General features: G+C 58.8%; 21 protein-coding genes and 1 pseudogene. 9 read left to right on the forward strand and 13 right to left on the reverse strand.

The window, feature by feature from the left end:
- Positions 1-43: 43 nt before the first annotated feature.
- Both AB3G35_RS22085 and AB3G35_RS22090 read right to left on the reverse strand, forming a co-directional pair.
- Positions 44-1,363: a CynX/NimT family MFS transporter gene (locus tag AB3G35_RS22085; protein ID WP_134049674.1), complete on the reverse strand. Its 1,320-nt coding sequence runs from the start codon at positions 1,361-1,363 to the stop codon at positions 44-46.
- Positions 1,353-2,012: a FadR/GntR family transcriptional regulator gene (locus AB3G35_RS22090; RefSeq protein ID WP_016781882.1), complete on the reverse strand. Its 660-nt coding sequence runs from the start codon at positions 2,010-2,012 to the stop codon at positions 1,353-1,355. Before AB3G35_RS22090 ends, AB3G35_RS22085 begins: the two co-directional genes overlap by 11 nt.
- Positions 2,013-2,177: 165 nt before the next feature.
- On the opposite strand from AB3G35_RS22090, the gene AB3G35_RS22095 reads away from it, so the two are divergent.
- Both AB3G35_RS22095 and AB3G35_RS22100 read left to right on the forward strand, forming a co-directional pair.
- A complete protein-coding gene (locus AB3G35_RS22095) occupies positions 2,178-2,489 on the forward strand; it encodes a type II toxin-antitoxin system MqsR family toxin (RefSeq protein WP_086798595.1) in 312 nt (103 codons plus the stop codon).
- Entirely contained in the window at positions 2,486-2,956 is a 471-nt protein-coding gene (locus tag AB3G35_RS22100) for a type II toxin-antitoxin system MqsA family antitoxin (RefSeq protein ID WP_106115765.1), read from the forward strand. Before AB3G35_RS22095 ends, AB3G35_RS22100 begins: the two co-directional genes overlap by 4 nt.
- Positions 2,957-3,110: 154 nt before the next feature.
- Here AB3G35_RS22100 and AB3G35_RS22105 read toward each other — a convergent pair whose 3' ends face one another.
- From AB3G35_RS22105 to AB3G35_RS22120, 4 genes are all read right to left on the reverse strand, one after another.
- The gene (locus AB3G35_RS22105) at positions 3,111-3,875 is read right to left on the reverse strand and encodes an amino acid ABC transporter ATP-binding protein (protein WP_016781879.1); all 765 of its coding nucleotides are present in this window, start codon (positions 3,873-3,875) and stop codon (positions 3,111-3,113) included.
- A gap of 12 nt (positions 3,876-3,887) precedes the next feature.
- On the reverse strand, positions 3,888-4,985 hold the full coding sequence (locus AB3G35_RS22110) for an amino acid ABC transporter permease (protein WP_016781878.1): 1,098 nt from the start codon (positions 4,983-4,985) through the stop codon (positions 3,888-3,890).
- A gap of 10 nt (positions 4,986-4,995) precedes the next feature.
- Entirely contained in the window at positions 4,996-6,177 is a 1,182-nt protein-coding gene (locus AB3G35_RS22115) for an amino acid ABC transporter permease (protein WP_016781877.1), read from the reverse strand.
- Positions 6,178-6,242: 65 nt separating this feature from the next.
- Positions 6,243-7,274 carry an amino acid ABC transporter substrate-binding protein gene (locus tag AB3G35_RS22120; protein WP_095028931.1) on the reverse strand — a complete coding sequence of 344 codons (1,032 nt, stop codon included), beginning with the start codon at positions 7,272-7,274 and terminating at the stop codon, positions 6,243-6,245.
- 420 nt (positions 7,275-7,694) lie between these two features.
- On the opposite strand from AB3G35_RS22120, the gene AB3G35_RS22125 reads away from it, so the two are divergent.
- Both AB3G35_RS22125 and rhlB read left to right on the forward strand, forming a co-directional pair.
- Entirely contained in the window at positions 7,695-8,351 is a 657-nt protein-coding gene (locus tag AB3G35_RS22125) for an alpha/beta hydrolase (protein WP_016781875.1), read from the forward strand.
- A gap of 86 nt (positions 8,352-8,437) precedes the next feature.
- Entirely contained in the window at positions 8,438-9,940 is a 1,503-nt protein-coding gene (gene rhlB / locus AB3G35_RS22130) for an ATP-dependent RNA helicase RhlB (protein ID WP_086798599.1), read from the forward strand.
- A gap of 104 nt (positions 9,941-10,044) precedes the next feature.
- On the opposite strand, the gene moaE is transcribed toward rhlB, so the two are convergent.
- From moaE to moaC, 3 genes are read right to left on the reverse strand one after another with little or no spacing between them, the layout of a single operon-like run.
- Entirely contained in the window at positions 10,045-10,494 is a 450-nt protein-coding gene (moaE, locus tag AB3G35_RS22135; RefSeq protein ID WP_086798601.1) for a molybdopterin synthase catalytic subunit MoaE, read from the reverse strand.
- Positions 10,495-10,496: 2 nt separating this feature from the next.
- A complete protein-coding gene (moaD, locus tag AB3G35_RS22140) occupies positions 10,497-10,742 on the reverse strand; it encodes a molybdopterin converting factor subunit 1 (RefSeq protein ID WP_016781872.1) in 246 nt (81 codons plus the stop codon).
- Positions 10,739-11,212, reverse strand: a complete 474-nt coding sequence (moaC, locus tag AB3G35_RS22145; RefSeq protein WP_095040672.1) for a cyclic pyranopterin monophosphate synthase MoaC — start codon at positions 11,210-11,212, stop codon at positions 10,739-10,741. Before moaC ends, moaD begins: the two co-directional genes overlap by 4 nt.
- A 146-nt stretch (positions 11,213-11,358) precedes the next feature.
- Between moaC and AB3G35_RS22150 the strand changes: the two genes are divergently transcribed.
- A complete protein-coding gene (locus tag AB3G35_RS22150; protein ID WP_086798605.1) occupies positions 11,359-11,805 on the forward strand; it encodes a DMT family transporter in 447 nt (148 codons plus the stop codon).
- Here the strand turns inward: AB3G35_RS22150 and AB3G35_RS22155 are convergent.
- From AB3G35_RS22155 to AB3G35_RS22165, 3 genes are all read right to left on the reverse strand, one after another.
- Positions 11,794-12,705, reverse strand: coding sequence for a LysR substrate-binding domain-containing protein (locus AB3G35_RS22155; RefSeq protein WP_086798607.1), 912 nt, complete (start codon positions 12,703-12,705; stop codon positions 11,794-11,796). The two genes, AB3G35_RS22150 and AB3G35_RS22155, sit on opposite strands and share 12 nt — an antisense overlap.
- A 182-nt stretch (positions 12,706-12,887) precedes the next feature.
- Complete coding sequence (locus tag AB3G35_RS22160; protein WP_029611542.1) at positions 12,888-14,282, reverse strand: PhoH family protein; 1,395 nt, start codon at positions 14,280-14,282, stop codon at positions 12,888-12,890.
- A 260-nt stretch (positions 14,283-14,542) separates the two neighbouring features.
- A complete protein-coding gene (locus AB3G35_RS22165; protein ID WP_156883331.1) occupies positions 14,543-14,758 on the reverse strand; it encodes a hypothetical protein in 216 nt (71 codons plus the stop codon).
- A gap of 66 nt (positions 14,759-14,824) precedes the next feature.
- Between AB3G35_RS22165 and AB3G35_RS22170 the strand changes: the two are divergent.
- From AB3G35_RS22170 to yaaA, 3 genes and pseudogenes are all read left to right on the forward strand, one after another.
- Positions 14,825-14,896, forward strand: a pseudogene (locus AB3G35_RS22170).
- Positions 14,897-14,956: 60 nt separating this feature from the next.
- Positions 14,957-15,529, forward strand: coding sequence for a hypothetical protein (locus tag AB3G35_RS22175; protein ID WP_169909301.1), 573 nt, complete (start codon positions 14,957-14,959; stop codon positions 15,527-15,529).
- A 269-nt stretch (positions 15,530-15,798) separates the two neighbouring features.
- On the forward strand, positions 15,799-16,578 hold the full coding sequence (yaaA, locus tag AB3G35_RS22180) for a peroxide stress protein YaaA (protein WP_106115769.1): 780 nt from the start codon (positions 15,799-15,801) through the stop codon (positions 16,576-16,578).
- Positions 16,579-16,644: 66 nt separating this feature from the next.
- Here the strand turns inward: yaaA and AB3G35_RS22185 are convergent, their stop codons facing one another.
- On the reverse strand, positions 16,645-19,506 hold the full coding sequence (locus tag AB3G35_RS22185) for an RHS repeat-associated core domain-containing protein (protein ID WP_095040674.1): 2,862 nt from the start codon (positions 19,504-19,506) through the stop codon (positions 16,645-16,647).
- Between the two features lie 140 nt (positions 19,507-19,646).
- Between AB3G35_RS22185 and AB3G35_RS22190 the strand changes: the two genes are divergently transcribed.
- Positions 19,647-20,111, forward strand: coding sequence for a multidrug transporter (locus tag AB3G35_RS22190; protein WP_095040675.1), 465 nt, complete (start codon positions 19,647-19,649; stop codon positions 20,109-20,111).
- Positions 20,112-20,117: the final 6 nt, after the last annotated feature.

Genomic DNA, 20,117 nt, shown 5'->3' on the forward strand with positions numbered 1-20,117 from the left:
AATGCGAGCACGATAATCTGCCATGAGCAGAAACACTATGGCCTCAGACTTTCTCGCTTTGCACATTCACATACAACGAGCGCCCGGCACCCAGCCCGGCGATGATCGCGCCCAGGCCGATAACGGCAAAAATCCAGCCCAATGCACTCCAGCCACCGGTCACTTCATGCACCACCCCTACGGCCAGCGGGCCCATCGACGCCACGGTATAACCAATGCCCTGGGCCATGCCTGACAGGTTGGCCGCAACATGGGCATCACGCGAACGCAGCACGATCAAGGTCAAGGCCAGGCTGAACGTGCCGCCCTGCCCCAGGCCCAGCACGATCGCCCAGCCCCACAAGCCGTCGATGGGTGCATAAAGGCAGCCAAACAGCCCGGCCAGGGTCATGCCCATGACCAGCACAATGGCCAGCCGTTGATCCTTGCCCCGCGTAGCCAGCCAGGGCGCCGTCAACGCCGTGATCAATTGCACGATCACCGAACCCGACATCACCAGCCCTGCCTGGGTCGGTGTCAGGCCACGACCAATAAGAATTGAAGGCAACCAGCCAAACACAATGTAGGACAACGAGGATTGCAGACCCATATACAGCGTCACTTGCCAGGCCAGCGGATCGCGCAACAAGCCGCGCACGCGATAAGCCACATTGTGTGTGCCCTGGCGCTTGCCCACTTGCGGCAGCCAGAACATCATCGCCAGCAATGCGGGCAAGGCCCAGAACCCCAACCCCATTGCCCAGCTCTGCCCAAGCGACTCGCTAAGTGGCACCGTGGCCCCCGCTGCCAGCGCCGCTCCCAGGCACAAGGCCATTGTGTAGACCCCGGTCATGGTTCCCGCATGCCCGGCGAAGTCACGCTTGATGATACCCGGCAACAACACACCGATAACGCCAATACTGGCCCCCGCCAGAATGCTCCCGGCGAACAGCCCCACCTCACCCAGACAACTGCGCAGAACAATGCCGCCGCCCAGCGTCAGCAAAATCCCCAGCACCACCCGCTCTGTACCGAAACGCCGCGCCAGGATTGGCGCCAGCGGTGCGAACAACCCCAGGCACAGTACCGGCAAAGTGGTCAGCAGCCCCGCCTGCGCCGCCGACAGGCCCAGCTTGTCCGAGACCTCACCCAGCAACGGCGCCATGCTCGACAATGCCGGGCGCAAGTTCAGCGCCACCAGCACCAGCCCCAACAGCAGCAGCCACGGGCGCAACACCACGGGTGGTGTGTGCTGCACTTGCTCGTCGTCGGCTTCGGCGTCGATCAGCAACTCTTCCAGCTCATCAAGATGACGAACGGGCTCGACGCTGGCATTGGCAATTGACGAGGGGTGGCTCATGGCGTGCTCCGGCTCAAGGTTCATTGATCAACGTCCGGCACAGCGCCATGGCCCGTTGCGGGTTTTGTTGTTCTACGGCTTGCAGCAGCTCGACGTGCAGGTCGAACACCTTTTGGCGACGCGGGTGAACATCCATCGTCTTGCGCAAATGATTAGTCACAACGCTTGCGGTGTAGCGATACAGCTCGCTCAAGGCCGGATTGTGGGCGGCATCGATCAGCCGCTGGTGAAACACCAGGTCGCAGCAAATATAGGCATCGAGCTCACCGTGATAGTGCTGGCCACTGGCATCGAGCGCCTGATGCAACAGGCGCAGGTCTTCGTCGGTGCGGCGCAAGGCCGCCAGGCCAACGGCTTCGACCTCGATGATGTGACGCATCTCCCGCCCCTGCTCCAGAGAACAGGATGACAACGCACGCAGGGTGTCCATCGGGTCGACGCGGCCACGCAGGTAACTGCCATCGCCCTGGCGAATCTCGATCAGCCCGGCGAATGCCAGTACGCGCATGGCCTCACGCACAGTGTTGCGGCTGATGTTCAGTTGCGTGGCCAGCTCGGGCTCGGTCGGCAAACGCTGCCCAACCTCCCAGGTGCCGTTGTTTATTCGCGCGCGCAACTGCTCAAGGGCCTGGTCGACCAACGAGCGTTTGATGATGGGAGAAGCGTCTGTCATTGAATCCGCCTTTTCATCCAATCATAGGATGAATTTTCCTACATGTTATCCAGACACCTCTAAGCAGGCAATCAACTACAGATTTAGAACCCCCAAAAAACGTTTATTAATCATTGAATGAAAAACCCTTAAAGGGTAATTTAAGGCATATCGAGGCGACCTCTTATGGAAAAGAAAACACCTCACTACAACCTCCAGTGCATTCAAGCCGATGTACAGCGGCTGGGCGCGGTAGCGTTCACCAAAAGCGCACTGGATAGCGGACGGACAATGGGCCTGACCCTCGCACAAATGCAGCGGGTCATTGCCTCCCTTGAGCGCAGGGCGTTGTATAAATCGATGTCGACCCACGCCGACCACAAGGTCTGGCAGGACGTCTACCACGCACACGCATGCGGTCTGGCCATTTATATCAAGGTGACCTATCGCCCCAGTGGAGGGCCACCAGTCATCGCCTTCAAGGAGAAAGACTTATGAGCAAACATGACTGCTACAGCTGCGGGGCCGCCAATGCGATGCAAGCCTTCAAGGGCCGCAGTTTCAATGTGAACTTCAAGCAATTGAACCGCATGGTCCATAGCCTGGCCGGGCGCGAATGCTCCGCGTGTGCAGAGATCGAATTCGATGCCCCCAGCGCAGAACGCTATGCCCAGGCAGGTGACGAACTGATCGAAGATGCCAAGCGAGTGATGGCAGAAGAGATGAAACGGATTAGACGCAAGCTGCACTTCACCCAAAAAAGTGCCGTGCAGTTGCTCTCGGGGGGCGGCCACAATGCCTTCAGCCGTTATGAGCGGGCTGAGGTAGAACCCCCTAAGCCCTTGTTTGTGCTGATGCGTCTGCTTGACCGTCATCCTGAACTGGTCCGGGAGCTGCAAGCCATCAACGAGTGCGCAGACATCAACGCGCTGCTGGTGCAAAAACAACAGCAGCGCGAAAGCTGACACCTTTGCTTTGTAGCCGCTGACGAGCGCAGCGAAGCTGCGATCGGGCGGGCAGCGGCCGTAAACCTGTGATCCGGGTTTAAATGGCTGATTTTACGACTGCTGCGCAGTCGATCGCAGCCTCGCTTCGCTCCTCAGCGGCTACAAACCCCGATCAATGCAAAATCTGATTGAGGAACAGTTTGGTCCGGTCATTTTGCGGGTTATCGAAGAAGTCATTAGGGGCGGCCTCCTCGACGATTTCACCCTTGTCCATAAAGATCACCCGGTTGGCCACGGTGCGGGCAAAGCCCATTTCGTGGGTCACGCAGAGCATGGTCATGCCGTCTTCAGCCAGGCCGATCATGGTGTCCAGCACCTCCTTGACCATCTCCGGGTCAAGTGCTGATGTCGGTTCATCGAACAGCATGATTTTCGGCTTCATGCACAACGCCCGGGCAATCGCCACACGCTGCTGCTGGCCACCTGACAACTGCCCCGGAAACTTGTGCGCCTGCTCCGGAATCCGTACACGCTCCAGATAATGCATGGCAATTTCTTCAGCCTTGCGCCGGGGCATCTTGCGCACCCACATCGGTGCCAGGGTGCAGTTCTGCAGGATGGTCAGGTGCGGGAACAGGTTGAAGTGCTGGAACACCATGCCCACTTCACGGCGCACCGTCTCGATCTGCTTGATGTCGTTGGTCAACTCCACGCCATCCACCACGATGCGGCCCTGCTGGTGTTCTTCCAGACGGTTGATGCAGCGGATGGTGGTCGACTTGCCCGACCCCGAAGGCCCGCACAATACAATGCGCTCGCCCGGCTGCACGTTAAGGTTGATGTCCTTGAGCACATGGAACTGGCCGTACCACTTGTTGACGCCCTGCATCTGGATAATGCCTTCAGCGCTTGCAGGTTTTTTGATTGCTTCACTCATGTCGCACTACTCCTAACGCTTGTGGCCAGTGTCCAGCTTGTGCTCCAGATGCATGGAGTAGCGGGACATACCAAAACAGAAAATCCAGAACACCAATGCTGCAAACACATAGCCTTCAGTGGCCATGCCCAACCATTTCGGGTCGGCGGCGGCCTGCTTGACGCTGTTGAGCAGGTCGAACAAGCCGATGATGATCACCAGGCTGGTGTCCTTGAACAGGGCAATAAAGGTGTTGACGATGCCGGGGATCACCAGCTTCAGGGCCTGCGGCAAAATCACCAGGCCCATGCTGCGCCAGTAGCCCAGGCCCATTGCCGCAGCCGCCTCGTACTGCCCCTTGGGGATGGCTTGCAGACCACCGCGCACCACTTCAGCCACATACGCCGACTGAAACAGGATCACGCCGATCAAGGCCCGCAGCAGTTTGTCGAAGTTCATGCCCTCGGGCAGAAACAGCGGCAACATCACCGAGGACATGAACAGCACGGTAATCAGCGGCACACCGCGCCAGAACTCGATAAAGGTCACGCACACCACACGAATGGCCGGCATGTCCGAACGTCGGCCCAACGCCAGCAAGATCCCCAATGGCAAGGCACCGGCAATACCCACCGTGGCAATGACCAGGGTCAGCATCAGGCCGCCCCACTGGCTGGTGGCTACGTTGGCCAGGCCCCAGTAACCGCCGTGCAGCAAGGTGTACGCCAGGATCGGGTACAGCACCAGAAAGCCCAGGCCATAGATTGCCTTGTGCTTGAAGCGCGAGATAAACAACGGCGCTGCGCCCACCACCGCCAGCCACACGGTCAGGTCAACGCGCCAGCGCAGTTCGGGCGGGTAATAGCCATACATGAACTGGCCAAAACGCTGCTGGATAAACACCCAGCAGGCGCCCTCTTTGGTGCAATCAGCCTGGGTGCTACCCACCCAGTTGGCATCGAAAATCGTCCAGCTCAGCAGCGGCGGCACGATCAGCCAGACCAGGTAAAAGGCAAACAGGGTCAGCAGGGTGTTGAGCCAACTGGAGAACAGATTGGCCCGTGCCCAGGCGACAATGCCGATGCGGTTGCCCGGCGGCGGCATGTCGGGTTTGAAAACATGAGTGGTCATAGTCCCGTCCTCATCGCTCGATCAGCGCAATACGCGTGTTGTACCAATTCATCAGCAGCGAAATGCTGATGCTGATGGCCAGGTACACGCTCATGGTGATGGCAATGACTTCAATCGCTTGCCCGGTCTGGTTGAGTACCGTACCGGCAAACAGTGAAACCATTTCTGGGTACCCGATACCCGCCGCCAGGGACGAGTTTTTAACCAGGTTCAGGTATTGGCTGGTCAACGGCGGAATGATTACCCGCAACGCCTGCGGGATGATCACCTTGCGCAACGTCGGCCCCGGGCGCAGGCCCAGCGAACGGGCGGCTTCGGTCTGGCCGTGGCTGACCGACTTGATCCCCGATCGCACGATTTCAGCAATAAAGGCTGCGGTGTAGACCGTCAACGCAATGGTCAACGCCAGCAGTTCCGGGATCAGCACCCAGCCACCGACAAAGTTGAAACCCTTGAGCTGTGGCATTTCCCAATGCACCGGGGTGCCGAACAGCAATACGCACAGGCCCGGGATCGCCAGCAGCAGGAACAGCCCGACCCAGAACTTGTGGAACGGCTCGCCGGTATCTTCGAAACGCTTGTTGGCCCGGCGGACCATCAGCACCACGGCCACGATCGCCAGCACCACACTGGCCACAAACGGCCAGAAGGCCTCTGTACCTACAGCTGCCGGCATGTTCAGGCCCCGGCTGCTCATATAGAAGGTGTCCGCGAAGTTGTGGCTGTTGCGTGGCCCCGGCATGGTCAGGAAGACCGCGAAGTACCAGAACAGGATTTGCAGCAAGGGCGGGATATTGCGAAAGACCTCGACATACACCGTAGCCAGCTTGCTGATCATCCAGTTCGACGACAAACGCGCCACACCGATGATAAAACCCAGGATCGTGGCCAGGACAATACCGATCACAGACACCAGCAAGGTGTTGAGCAAACCGATCAAAAAGACCCGGGCGTAACTGTCAGACTCGGTGTAATCAATCAGATGTTGCGCAATGCCAAACCCGGCACTGCGCTCAAGAAAGTCAAAACCCGAAGTAATGCCGCGATGCTGCAAGTTGGTCTGGGTATTGTTGAACAGGTACCAGCCCAGGAAGACCACCAGCGCGACGGTGACGATCTGAAACAACCACGCACGCACGCGGGGATCGCCAAGGCTGAGCCTGGGCTTGGGTGCGCCGACTTTAATATGCATGAGGTGCCCCTAACAATGGATCAGACTACATCACCCGGCAGTTGGCCTGCCGGGTGAAAGGGCTATCAGCGCACTGGAGGTGCGTATTGAATGCCGCCGTTATTCCACAAAGCGTTCAGCCCGCGGTCGATGGCCAGAGGAGTGCTTTTGCCGAGGTTTTTCTCAAAGACTTCGCCGTAGTTGCCCACCTGGCTGACGATCTGCACCACCCAGTCTTTTGGCAGTTTCAGGTCTTTGCCGTATTCGCCGTCAGCACCCAGCAAGCGGGCTACGTCCGGGTTTTTGGTCGACTTGGCTTCAGCCAGGACGTTTTTCGAGGTGATGCCGGCTTCTTCAGCGTTGAGCATGGCGAACAGGGTCCACTTCACAATGCTGAACCAGTCTTCATCGCCCTTGCGCACCACCGGGCCCAGGGGCTCCTTGGAAATGGTCTCGGGCAATACGACATACTCGCTCGGGTTAGCCAGCTTGCTGCGCTGTGCGTAAAGCTGCGACTTGTCGGAGGTCAACACATCACAACGGCCGCTTTCCAGCGACTTGGCGCTTTCGTCGGACGTATCGAAGGTGATCGGGGTGTACTTGAGATTATTGCCGCGGAAGTAGTCCGATACGTTCAACTCGGTAGTCGTACCGGCCTGGATGCAGATGGTTGCACCATCCAGCTCCTTGGCACTTTTTACGCCCAGCTTGTTGTTGACCAGAAAGCCGATGCCGTCGTAGTAGGTCACGCCCGCAAACACCATGCCCATGCCCGCATCACGGGAACTGGTCCAGGTGGTGTTGCGCGACAGCACGTCCACTTCGCCCGATTGCAGCGCGGTGAAACGCTCCTTGGCGTTCAACTGGCTGAACTTGACCTTGGTGGCATCGCCAAATACGGCCGCGGCCACTGCACGGCACACATCGGCATCGATGCCCATGATCTTGCCGTCCTTGTCAGGTACCGAAAAACCCGGCAAGCCGTCGCTCACGCCACATTGCACAAAGCCTTTCTTTTTAACGCTGTCCAGGGTTGCGCCGGCGTGGGCAAAACCACTGGCACTGAGTAACACAATGGCTGCGGTGGCCAGGGCCAGGGTGGATTTCAACTGCTTCATTCAAACCTCCAGTGCTGCTTTTTTTGTGTTTGAACAAGGCCCGCCGCCCCCTTGTGAGGCACTGTTGACCCATGTCGGCTTTTTTTTGGGTCAAGCGGCATAAGCCTTGAGCGATGGGTGCATCGCACGAACCGTCAAACTGAAGCGCTCACTTGAGCTGTTGAATTCCTTGTCTAACTTCAACCTCGGGATTTTTGCAGTCCCCCCTTCGGCAGTAGCCTGTTAGTGTTACCGCCCAAGGGGATTGCATTCACGTCCCTGTCCACATAGCAAAGCGCGTACCACTCCTGCGGCTTAAGTAAGTTCAGTAGGAAATGCAGGAAAAAACGTTCAAGCACGCGACATAATCTGTAACTTTTAGCCGATCAAGCACACTTGTAGCGCACCCGGTTTGCGCACACGCACAATGATGGAGCAGCCATGACCCAACCACTGATCATCCACCCCCAAAAGACCGCCGACAGCTGTGTTATCTGGCTCCACGGCCTGGGTGCCGACCGCTATGACTTCATGCCGGTCGCCGAGATCCTGCAACAATCGTTGCTGACCACCCGCTTTGTCCTGCCCCAGGCGCCGACCCGCGCCGTGACCATCAATGGCGGTTATGCCATGCCCAGCTGGTATGACATCAAGGCCATGAGCCCGGCCCGCTCGATCAGCGAAGAAGAACTCGAAGAGTCGGCCGACATGGTCATTGGCTTGATCGAAGCCCAGCGCCAGAGCGGCATCGACGCCAACCGGATTTTCCTTGCCGGTTTTTCCCAGGGCGGCGCCGTGGTGTTCCATACCGCTTACCTGAAATGGCAGGGCCCGCTGGGTGGCGTTATAGCCCTATCCACCTATGCACCGACGTTCAGCGACACCCTGCCCTTGTCGGCCAGCCAGCAACGAATCCCTGCCTTGTGCCTGCACGGGCAGCACGACGATGTAGTACAAAACGCTATGGGCCGTACGGCTTATGAGCGTTTAAAGGCTGCAGGTGTTTCGGTTACATGGCAGGAGTACCCAATGGGCCATGAAGTGTTACCAGAAGAAATTCACGATATCGGCACCTGGCTGGCGAAACGCCTGAGCTAAAACCGTAACATCCTGTCGTTCACTACACGCCGAGCACGCGACTTGCATTACACTGCCCGGCGTACACTCCTTAACCAACTGATGAGATGACCGTGCTCAAAGCACTCAAAAAAATATTCGGTAAAAGCGAGGCTGAGCCGCTCGCGCCAGCATCCATTACACCTTCGAGCAACGCCAGGGCGCGAACCGACGCGCAACAGCCTGGCCGTCCTGCTCACGTTCCAGCTCCCGCTCCTGCGCCGGTGAACACCCCTGACGCACAGCCCGCTGCCGAACAACCGCCTGTCGAAAAACCAAAAATTGCCAAGCCTCGGCGTGCGGCGGCCCCCAAGCCACCCGTTATTCCCTGGAAACTCGAAGACTTCGCCGTCGAGCCGCAAGAAGGCAAGGTCCGCTTTCATGACTTCAAGCTCGCCCCCGAGCTGATGCACGCCATCCAGGACCTGGGGTTCCCATACTGCACACCGATCCAGGCGGGTGTGCTGGGCTACACCCTGGGCGGTCGTGACGCCATTGGCCGCGCCCAGACCGGTACGGGCAAAACCGCTGCGTTCCTGATATCGATCATCAGCCAGCTGACCCAGACCCCACCGCCCAAAGAGCGTTACATGGGCGAACCGCGTGCGCTGATCATCGCCCCGACCCGTGAACTGGTGGTGCAGATTGCCAAGGACGCAGCCGACCTGACCAAGTACACCGACCTCAACGTCATGACGTTCGTGGGCGGCATGGACTTCGACAAGCAGCTCAAGCAGCTGGAAGCCCGGCATTGCGACATCCTGGTGGCCACACCGGGCCGCTTGCTGGACTTCAACCAGCGCGGCGAAGTGCATCTGGACATGGTCGAAGTGATGGTGCTCGACGAAGCCGACCGCATGCTGGACATGGGTTTTATCCCGCAAGTACGTCAGATCATTCGTCAAACACCGCCAAAGGCCGAACGCCAAACGCTGTTGTTCTCCGCGACCTTTACCGAGGATGTGATGAACCTGGCCAAGCAATGGACCACCGACCCGGCCATCGTCGAGATCGAATCGGTCAACGTCGCCAGCGACATGGTCGAGCAGCACGTTTATGCCGTTGCCGGTGCCGACAAGTACAAGTTGCTGTTCAACCTGGTCAATGACAACGGTTGGGAACGGGTGATCGTGTTCGCCAACCGCAAGGACGAAGTGCGCCGCATCGAAGAGCGCCTGGTGCGTGATGGCATCAACGCCGCCCAGTTGTCGGGTGACGTGCCACAGCACAAGCGCATCAAGACGCTCGAAGGTTTTCGTGAAGGCAAGATTCGCGTGCTGGTGGCCACGGACGTGGCCGGTCGAGGGATTCACATCGACGGTATCAGCCATGTGATCAACTTCACCCTGCCTGAAGTGCCGGATGACTATGTACACCGCATTGGCCGTACCGGCCGTGCGGGGGCCAGCGGTGTGTCGATCAGCTTTGCCGGTGAGGACGACTCGTATCAGTTGCCCTCGATCGAAGCCCTGCTGGGCCGCAAGATCAGCTGCGAAACGCCACCGACCGAGTTGCTGCGCCCTGTGGTGCGGGTTGTGCGCAAGCCGCAGGAGCCGACTGCAACGGCCTGATCCCCTGTGGGAGCGGGCTTGCTCGCGATGCCAGCTCCCCGTTTGCCTGGTAGACCGCGCTGCATTCATCGCGAGCAAGCCCGCTCCCACAGCCGTTCGCAGCCCTACTTCCAGCGCTGCGCTGCCACTTCATCGCTCACCCGCCCCTCCACCCAGCGCGGGCCGTCAGCGGTCTGTTCTTTCTTCCAGAACGGCGCGCGGGTTTTCAGGTAGTCCATCACAAACGCACAGGCATCGAACGCCGCCTGGCGATGGGCACTGGCCACTCCCACAAACACGATCGGCTCACCCGGTTCCAGTGCACCCACACGGTGCAGCACTTCAAGCCCGAGCAATGGCCAACGCTGCCCCGCTTCGTCCACGATCTTGCCCAGGGCCTTTTCGGTCATGCCCGGATAATGCTCCAGAAACATCCCCGCCACGTCACGACCATCATTGAAATCGCGCACATAACCGACAAAGCTCACCACCGCCCCCACGCCCAGATTCGCGGCGTGCAATGCGTTGACTTCAGCGCCTGGGTCAAAGGCCGCCGTTTGCACCCGAATGGCCATGATCAGCCTCCGGTCACGGGCGGGAAAAACGCGACTTCGTCGCCGTCTGCCAACGCTTCGTCGAGCTTGCACAGCTCTTCATTGCGCGCACACATCAGGTTGGGCTCGGCCAGCACCTGCCAGGCACCACCGCGTTGCGCCAGGTACGCGCGCAACTGCTCAATGGAGGCAAACTCGCCCTCCACCGCTTCGCCATCCAGCCCCAGGGCCTCGCGATAGCGGGCAAAGAACATTACGTTGAGCTTCATGCCGGATCCGCCTGAAAGTGCCCACTCTTGCCACCGAGTTTTTCCAGCACGCGCACGCTGTCGATGGTCATGCCGCGGTCAACCGCCTTGCACATGTCATAAATCGTCAGGGCCGCCACGCTGGCGGCAGTCAGGGCTTCCATCTCGACGCCGGTCTGCCCGGACAATTTGCAGCGCGCCACGATCAGCACGGCATCGTTGCCCTGGGCGGCGAGTTCAACCTTGACGCTGGTGAGCATCAACGGATGACACAGCGGGATCAGGTCCGAGGTTTTTTTCGCCGCCTGGATCCCGGCGATCCGCGCCACGGCGAACACATCGCCCTTGGGATGGCCACCACTGATGATCATGTCGAGGGTTTCTGGGCGCATGCGCACCACAGCTTGTGCCACAGCTTCACGGGAGGTCACCGCTTTTTCGGTGACATCGACCATATTGGCGCGGCCTTGGGAATCTAAGTGTGTCAGCACAGGAAGGTACTCCAGACAGGAGCACCGATTGTAAACCCGAGGCTCGGCACAAGGCCATCGACCCCGCGAATACCGGGCATCAGGATATGGAATTGGCCGCCTGCAGGCTATCGCCGTACAAAGGTCGAAACTCTGGAGACGTGCTTATGCCATTTTTTATTGCCATTGCCCTCAGCCTGCTGGCGGGCGCCGCAGTGCCTCTGCAGGCGGGCAGCAACGCCCGCCTCGGTGTCGTGCTGGGCCACCCCTTTTGGGCCACCGTGGTCTCACTGCTGATCAGCAGCCTGGCAATTGCGCTGGTGATGCTGATCGTCAAAGTGCCCCGCCCCAACCTTGCGGCCCTGCTCAGCGGTCCCTGGTGGATCTGGCTCGGTGGGCTGGCCGGGGTGTTTTACATCACGGTGGCGCTGATCAGCGTGCCACGCCTGGGCGCGCTGAATTTCATCATGGCGGTGGTGGTGGGCCAGTTGGTTATCTCGCTGCTGATCGACTACTTCGGCTTGCTGGGCTTACCAAAAAACACGCCCAGCCTGCAAAAACTGCTGGGGGTCAGCGTGGTGCTGGCGGGTTTTGTGATTGCCTCACGGGGCTAATGGCGCACTCACCTGGCGCACCCGATCACGCAGCCAGCGATGGGCCGGATCTTCGTTGAACCGCGGATGCCAGACCTGCACATAGTTGAACGGCGCCACGCTCATGGGTGGCGCCAGCGCGATCAGCGAATCACCGAATGACAGGTTGTCCAGGGTACGGGTAGCCACGGTGAGGATCAGGTCAGTACCGGCAATCATCCCCGGAGCCGTGCCCCAGTGCGGGACATTGACCGCAACCCGGCGCTGCAACCCTTGAGCGCGCAACACGTTGTCCACTTCGCCCTGGGTGTTGCCATCCGTCGACACCAACAGGTGCGGACGGGCCAGGTAGCTGTCCAGGTCAAGCACGCCATTGTCCGGCAGCGAATGACGATTGAGCAGGCAGGTGAAGGTTTCTTCAAACAGCACATCGCTGCAGATATCCGCAGGCAGCGTGGGGAAAACGCCCACGGCCAGATCGATCTTGCCCTGCTCGACCTGCTCCAGCATGCCCAAACGGCTGTCCTGGGTGACGACCAGCGAGGTGTCCGGGGCCAGTTTGCGCAGTTGCACCAACAATTTTGGCAACACAATGGCCGCGCCGTAATCGGACATGGCCAGGCGAAAGGTGCGCTGTGAGTTTGCCGGCACAAAGTCGATGGACTGGCCGAACAGCGTTTCGACCTGCCCCAGAATGGCTTTGAGTGGTGCCTGGAGATTTTGCGCCAGGGCGCTGAGCACCACCTCGTTGCCGTGGCGAATCAGCAACGGATCGTCCAGCAGCAACCTGAGCTTGTTCAGTGAGTGGCTGATGGCCGGCTGGCTCAAGTGCAAGCGGACACCGGTGCGGGTTACGTGTTTTTCCGTCAGCAGCGCATCGAGCACCACCAGCAGATTCAAATCGATATTACGCAGTAACACCTGACGCTCCTGTCTTGACCCACTCCAGGGCAGCGCTGCATTGCCCGGCGCGCCACCGCCGACAGCTTACCTGAAGCCAAAACAGCCGTGGGAGCGGGCTTGCTCGCGATGAAGCCGACGCGGTATCCCGGAGGCACCGCGCCACGTTCATCGCGAGCAAGCCCGCTCCCACAGTCAATGGGTTACAAATGCGATTCGGCGTATTCGGCCAGAATCGAGCGAGGCACCCCTTGCAGCGCGATATGCACGCCGTTGGGGAAGTCTTTGAAACGCTCCGTCAGGTAGGTCAACCCCGAGCTGGTGGCTGACAGGTAAGGGGTATCGATCTGTGCCAGGTTGCCCAGGCATACCACTTTGGAACCGGCACCGGCACGGGTGATGATGGTTTTCATCTGGTGCGGTGTGAGGTTTTGACACTCATCGATCAGGATCAGGCTCTGCTGGAAGCTGCGACCGCGGATGTAGTTCAGGGATTTGAACTGCAACGGCACCTTGCTCAGGATGTAGTCGACGCTGCCGTGGGTGTTTTCGTCATCCATATGCAGGGCTTCAAGGTTATCGGTGATGGCCCCCAGCCAAGGCTCCATTTTCTCGGCTTCGGTGCCCGGCAAAAAGCCGATTTCCTGGTCCAGGCCCTGCACGCTGCGGGTACAGATAATCCGCCGGTAGCGCTTGCTGACCATGGTCTGTTCGATTGCCGCCGCCAGCGCCAGGATGGTTTTGCCCGAACCCGCAGCACCCGACAGGTTGACCAGGTGAATGTCCGGGTCGAGCAAGGCAAACAGCGCCAGGCCCTGGTAAATATCCCGGGGTTTGAGCCCCCAGGCTTCCTGATGCAGGAGCGGTTCCTGGTGCATGTCGAGGATCAGCAACTGGTCCTTGCGCACCTCCTTGATCCAGCCGACAAAGCCCTGCTCATCAATGATGAATTCATTGATATGCACCGCCGGCAGGTTTTCGTTCATTTGCACCTGGTGCCAGGTACGCCCGTGCCCCTGGCGGGTCTCGACCTTGTTGACGCGATCCCAGAACGAACCGGTCATGGTGTGATAGCCACGCGACAGCATCGACACGTCATCCACCAGCTGGTCGGTGCTGTAGTCCTCGGACTCGATCCCGCAGGCCCGGGCCTTGAGGCGCATGTTGATGTCTTTGGTCACCAGCACCACGCGCAACTTCGGCTCACGCGCGTGCAAGTCGATCAACTGGTTGATGATGATGTTGTCGTTGAGGTTTTCGGGCAGCAGCGCGTTGGGTTCGCGACGCTTGCTCATCATGATCGACAGGTAGCCCTTTGGCGCACCTTTACCGCGCTGGATCGGCACACCCTTTTCGACGTCATCGGGGGTGGCAACCCCCAGCAACTGGTCAATCAGGCGAATGGCCTGGCGGCACTCGGCTGCCACCAGCAGTTTGCCGGTTTTGAGCTTGTCGAGCTCTTCGAGCACCGTCATGGGGATCGCGACGTGGTGTTCCTCGAAGTTAAGCATTGCGTTTGGATCGTGAATCAGAACATTGGTATCGAGTACATAAAGGATTGGCTGGTTGGAAGAAGGAGTGCGTCCGTGATCATCCATACTCGGTCACCTTTGTGGGAGCCATTCGACGCAATACCGCAACAGTGCTGCGCCTCGAAGTGACTGCCGTATGCCCTGCCCGATGGGGTCCTGGAAGACGCCACCTGTGTCGCAGGTTTCGGCCGTCTGTCTTCGTAATACTCCTAAACGTGTGACAAAAAAAAGCTTTTTTGGCGTTTGGCGACTTTATTTTTTTGAGTGACGAATAGCCTTGGCGGATGACCAAAGCACAGCTAGAGTCAGGTATTAACCCCATGTTTCTACAGAACTTCGCAGTCTTCCCAACCCAGGCCACTTTGCGCCGTCGCCTTGAGCAACCAGGGCAATGCGCCGCGCACCTTGTCCTGGGTATCATGAAACTTGATCACCCCGTGGCGCCACAACAGCATCAGGGTCAGCACCCGCTGGGCTGACTGTTCGGCACTCAGGTTGGCCGCCATGTCCTGGGCATCGATATCCCACAGCGACACCTGCATGCCCTGGCCCTGGAAAAAAACGCCGCTATCTGCCCGACGTTGCCCATAGGGCGGGCGGAACTGGGCCAGGTAGTTGTGCGGCAAAACCTGTTTGACCAAGGCCACGCTGCGCAGGATCGAGTCCTGCCAGGCTTGCCAGTGGCTGTGGGAGCGATATTCCCAGCCCTGCACGCCCACGCACTGGCCCTTGTACAGCGCTTGCAGCGCCCGCTCGCCGCCCTTGTCCAGACGCACCTGCACACTGTTGCCCAGCACAAAGAACTGGCCGCTGATGGACTGTTTGCGCAAATAGTCGGTCAGCCAGTCGGTGGTGCCCGGCACCTGGCTGGGGCCGCTGTCGAAGGTCAACAGAAACAGCCGGTCATGCATGCCCTCGCCGTTACGCTCCTGCTCGCCGAACAGCTCGACTTCGCTGCTGATTTGCGGGAACAGTGCGGCCTTGCGCAGTTGCTCATCCAGATAGCGCTGATGAAATTCGCCGCTGGGTTGGGCCCAGGCGACATAAAACGAATCGTCGGCGATGGCGAACTTGCCCGCCTGTTCACGCAAACTGTCCATGCTGTCGACGTAATAGCAAAACGAAGCGTCCTGGTCGCAGCTCTGCTGGGCAACGTTGTAGTTGCTCAACAGCTGCTGCCACATCCGCTTGCGCACGGTATCGATGGCATCCGGATTGATGGTCTTCAGGCCCAGGCGCTGCTTGAGTGCGCTTTCATCCAGAGCTTCGCTGGCCAGCAAGGCATGGGCAAAGGCCAGGATTTCGGCGCGTGAGGCCACATCGAACAGGGCCGGGCTGGTGAGTTGCTCGGGCCAGGTGCCGCGATCCAGCGTCGCCGCTTCATTGGGCGCCGCAGTTGCCCCCAGGCACATCAGCCAGGCCGAAAAAAAAACAGCAATACGCACAGATTCATCTCCCTGTGAAAACTGGCTGCACTATAACCCCGCTCCCACACGTCGTGGTGCGCGCATCTATTGGCGTCATAGGTGGAGTCAAACCGCCCAACCCCCTAGAATCCCCCGACGCTAAAAGGAGACGACCCATGCTGATGGTGATTTCACCCGCCAAAACCCTCGATTACGAAACGCCGCCGGCCACTGCGCGTTTCACCCAGCCGCAGTACCTGGACCATTCCCAGGAACTGATCGAGCAATTGCGCGAACTGAGCCCGCAACAGATTGGCGAGCTGATGCATTTGTCCGACAAGCTGTCGGGCCTTAACGCAGCGCGTTTCGGCAGCTGGACGCCCGCGTTCACCCCTGAAAATGCCAAGCAGGCACTGTTGGCCTTCAAGGGCGATGTGTACACCGGTCTCAACGCCGTGGACTTCAACGAAGCGGATTTCGACTACGCGCAAAACCATCTGCGCATGCTCTCGGGCCTGTACGGCCTGCTGCGCCCGTTGGACCTGATGATGCCCTATCGCCTGGAGATGGGCACCAAGCTGGCCAATGCCCGGGGCAAGGACCTGTATGCGTTCTGGGGCACGCAAATCAGTGAATGGCTCAATCAGGCGCTGGCCGAGCAAGGCGATGACGTCTTGCTCAACCTGGCGTCCAACGAATACTTCTCGGCGGTGAAAAAAACGGCCCTGAACGCGCGCATCATCAATACCGAATTCAAGGACCTGAAAAACGGCCAGCACAAGATCATCAGCTTCTATGCGAAAAAAGCCCGCGGCATGATGAGCCGGTTTGTGATCAAGGAGCGCATCAACAACCCGGAGCACCTCAAACAGTTCGATGAGCAGGGTTATCGCTTCAGCGCCGAACAGTCCAAACCGGATTTGCTGGTGTTTTTGCGCGACCACGCCCCGCAGTGACACAGCCCCATGACAGAGCAGGCGTAACAAGCCCACGGTGCAATCAATACGAGCTGCACCGTACCTTCAGGGCCTCTGAAGACCGTAATGGACCGTCATGTAATTGGAATAGTTCTGCATGCGGCCCTGCACAAAGGTGGCGGGCAGGGCATTGAATTTTTTCTCTTTACCCGGCTTCGTATACAGCATGCCGCGGTATTTATCTTCCATTGAAAACAGTTGCTCAAACAGTGGCGATTTCCCGGTTGGACTCTGAGCCGTTAGCATTACATCGAACGCTTTAATCGATCTTTTTCGCTTGTCACTCACGCCGCCCACAATGCCTATTACCGGGAAGACCATCTCGCTATTAACTTTCAACGTAGCATCATCCAACCGGTATTGAGGCATGGCATCCCTGCCCGCTTGTTGTAGCGTGCCCCCGATCTCAAACGCCCCAACATCAGCGGTGTGCACCATCGGAAAGTTGACCCAAGGATCTACAATCACCAGTTTTTCATCGCTCATTTGACGGCGATCACCAATCACAACAAAATTATGATCAATACCCTTCGCAGCGACCTGAAACACAGGTTGTTCCGTTTTAGTACTGGCCAGCAGGCTGAAGGCTATTTCAGAATGCTCACCGCAATTGCCGGTACGACATTGAATATAAGCACTAGTACCCTGGTTATATCGACGCTGCTGGATAAAATCCATGGGCTCCTTGCTTGAGCGCCACAAATCAACATACTGATTGGGTGAGCCTTCAATCAACAAGGTTTTAGTGACCAGATTCGTCACATGCGCCTGCTTGAAGGATTTGTACATTTCCGAGTTCAACTCCCGCACTTTACTGCTTGGCTTTACCTCGCCCCGACCGGCGTCATACACCTTCGATGCTGGTTGTAACTGAGGTTCATCAACGCCAATGGCTTTTCTTTGCTCTTTGGTCAAATTGCTGACATCAATGCGCACGGCACCGTCGGTATCCACAAAGGTGATTGGATTATTACCAACAAACGCATAAAGGTCAGGCCCGTCCCCATACCCGCCAGGATCAGGGTTGACCCATCGCTGTAGCCACGGCATGTAATAACGCAACCCGTAATAATAAAGCCCCGTCGCATCCCGTTCCTTGCCCGAATACCACAGCGTGCGATAACTGCTCTCGCTCGAATCCCCCGCCTCGCTGATCGCCAAGGTGCCAAACGGGTGGTAGGTTTCACGGCGGATAACCTTGGCCTGGCTGTCCAGTTCCAGGGTGCTGGAACCCAAGTGATCACCAAGGGTGTAGCGATACTGACGATTGACCACCCCTGAGGGCGGCGAATCTTTCCAGCACAACACCTGCACACCATTGCGCCCGGCCTCAGTGTTGATGACATACAAGGTTTCGCCGCTGGCTTTGTTCATACGCACTTCAAGTCCCGGCAAGTAGCGAGTTTCGCTGGTTACTGTACGAACATTAGTTTGCACTGAACGGATTTTACGCAGGCGCAGGCCGTCACTGTCGTAGATGTAGTACTCGCTATCGTCGAGGCCCGACTCGCGTACCACCGGTCGAACCTCGCTCAACTGATTACGCAAATTCCAATTCATTACGCGGGTATTTTCCAGTAAGCGCAGGTTGCCGCACCCATCAAAACCCGCGGCAATATCCGCTTGTGTCGGGACCTGCCCATTACGATCGGGCAGGCACCGATTGCTGTATTGCCCGGCTATCAGCAAGCGCCCATGACTTTGCGGCCCATGGTGAATCAGTTGCAGCAGGTTGCCTCCAGCATCGTAGGCATAGGTTTGATGGTATGTTGCCACTGCTTGCGGATCTGTAATCTGGCCCGGCCCCTGATTGGCACTCCCGGCTTCCCATCCCGTGGCACTGACCAGTTGGTAGAGGCTGTCGTAGACATAATGGCTGACCGGTTCAATACGCTGGTTGGCAAAGAAGCGGACCGGCAGCGCCTTGTCCTCGACACTCAGGATATTGCCTCTGGGGTCGTAGACATAATTCAAGTCCTGCAAGGCTTGCGGCTCAGTCAGGCTGGCGTACAGGCGCATCAACCGGCCATCTGCGGGGTTGTATTCGAATCGGCTGACCACACCGTTGCCTGCGGTTTCCTCCGCGATCTGGCCTTGGGCGTCGTAATCCATGCTGTGCACCAGCACTTGATATCCAGCCCCATTGAGACGCAACCGAGCGCTACCCAACAGCCCGTCCACGGTGTAGTCAAACTGCCGTTCGTTGCCCTGGCCATCAATCAGGGCCACAACGTCTCCCTGGGCATTGAAACGCATCTGCGTGGTGGCTCCCGCTTGCGGCTCAAGCAAGCCATCGCGCTCGCTCAGCGCTTGCGGCCAGTGCGGCGGCTCCAGCGCCTGCACAAAATGCTGGCACTGTTCCAGCCGCTCGCCCTGGATGCTGAAGTTCTTGAAGTGGCAGGTGCCTGCCGGGTCATCGCGACGAATCAACTGCCCATAGCGGTTATAAACAGCCGAGGCTTGATCTGCAGCACCATAAAGATAACGCGCAATACAGATCTGGCTGGCATTGAGCGCCTGCTCAAATACAGCCACCGGGCGTAACAGCCCGTCGTACTCGAGCTGTTGCTGGCTGCCTCGCCCGTCCCAGCTGTGCAGGACCTGGCCAAGCTCACCGAGTAAATTGACCCGCAGTCCCGCATCGACGCTCAGAGAACGCAACAGCACTCCGGAAAGGGAAAATACATTCTCAAGATTGCTCGGCACGCCAGCCTCTTGCGAGCGCAGCGCCCACAGCCGTGGGTCCCACTGCGCGCAGGCTTTGCCCGTGGCATCAAACCCGACTCGATGGATGCGGGTTTGGGCAGTGGCGCTGCCATCGGTGCGGCAATAAGCGATCAGACGGACTGCCAGGCCACGGGGGTCCACAGCACTTAATGCGGGGGTATGGCGATCATGAGCTGGCATCACAGGTACTCTCTGACAGGTATTTATCGTCAGTTAATACCCAAGGCAAAGGCGCCACGACTGTCAACATTGACAGTCGCGACTAACGGCATGGCACGGGTTCAGGTAAGGTTGAGGTCTTATCGGCCCGAGGTCCTGCCATGTTTATCGGCGTCCTGCTTGTCATCACCTGGCTTGTTCTGTTGCTGCGCTACCCGGCCAAAGCCTTGCCGGTTTCGCTGGCCGCCGTGCTGGGGCTGGCAATCGTGGCAGCGTCAGTGGCGTGGCTGGACAGTCGAGAAGCGGCGCAGCTGGCACGCCTGGAGCTGCGCATCGTCTATGACCCCGCGCAGTGCCCGGCAGACCGCCCGCTGCAACTGACCCTGCAAAACCACAATGACGTACCTCTGCTCGAGCTTGGCTGGCGCGTCGCCGCCTATGCACCCGGCGACACGGTCAACCTGGCCGATAACCTCTACACCGCCCCGCGCTACCGCGGCCCCGGCGAACTGCAAGCCGGGGCCAGCTGGCAGGACTGCCTGCCAATGCCGCCGCTGCGCGCCGGTTATCGCCCGCAAACCCTCGAGTTTCGCGCCGAACGCCTGCAAGGCAGTTTTTCCAATTAAGGATGT

Origin of the sequence: Pseudomonas sp. WC2401 (genome assembly GCF_041200115.1) — a bacterium.
In the GTDB taxonomy this organism is placed as follows: domain Bacteria; phylum Pseudomonadota; class Gammaproteobacteria; order Pseudomonadales; family Pseudomonadaceae; genus Aquipseudomonas; species Aquipseudomonas fragi.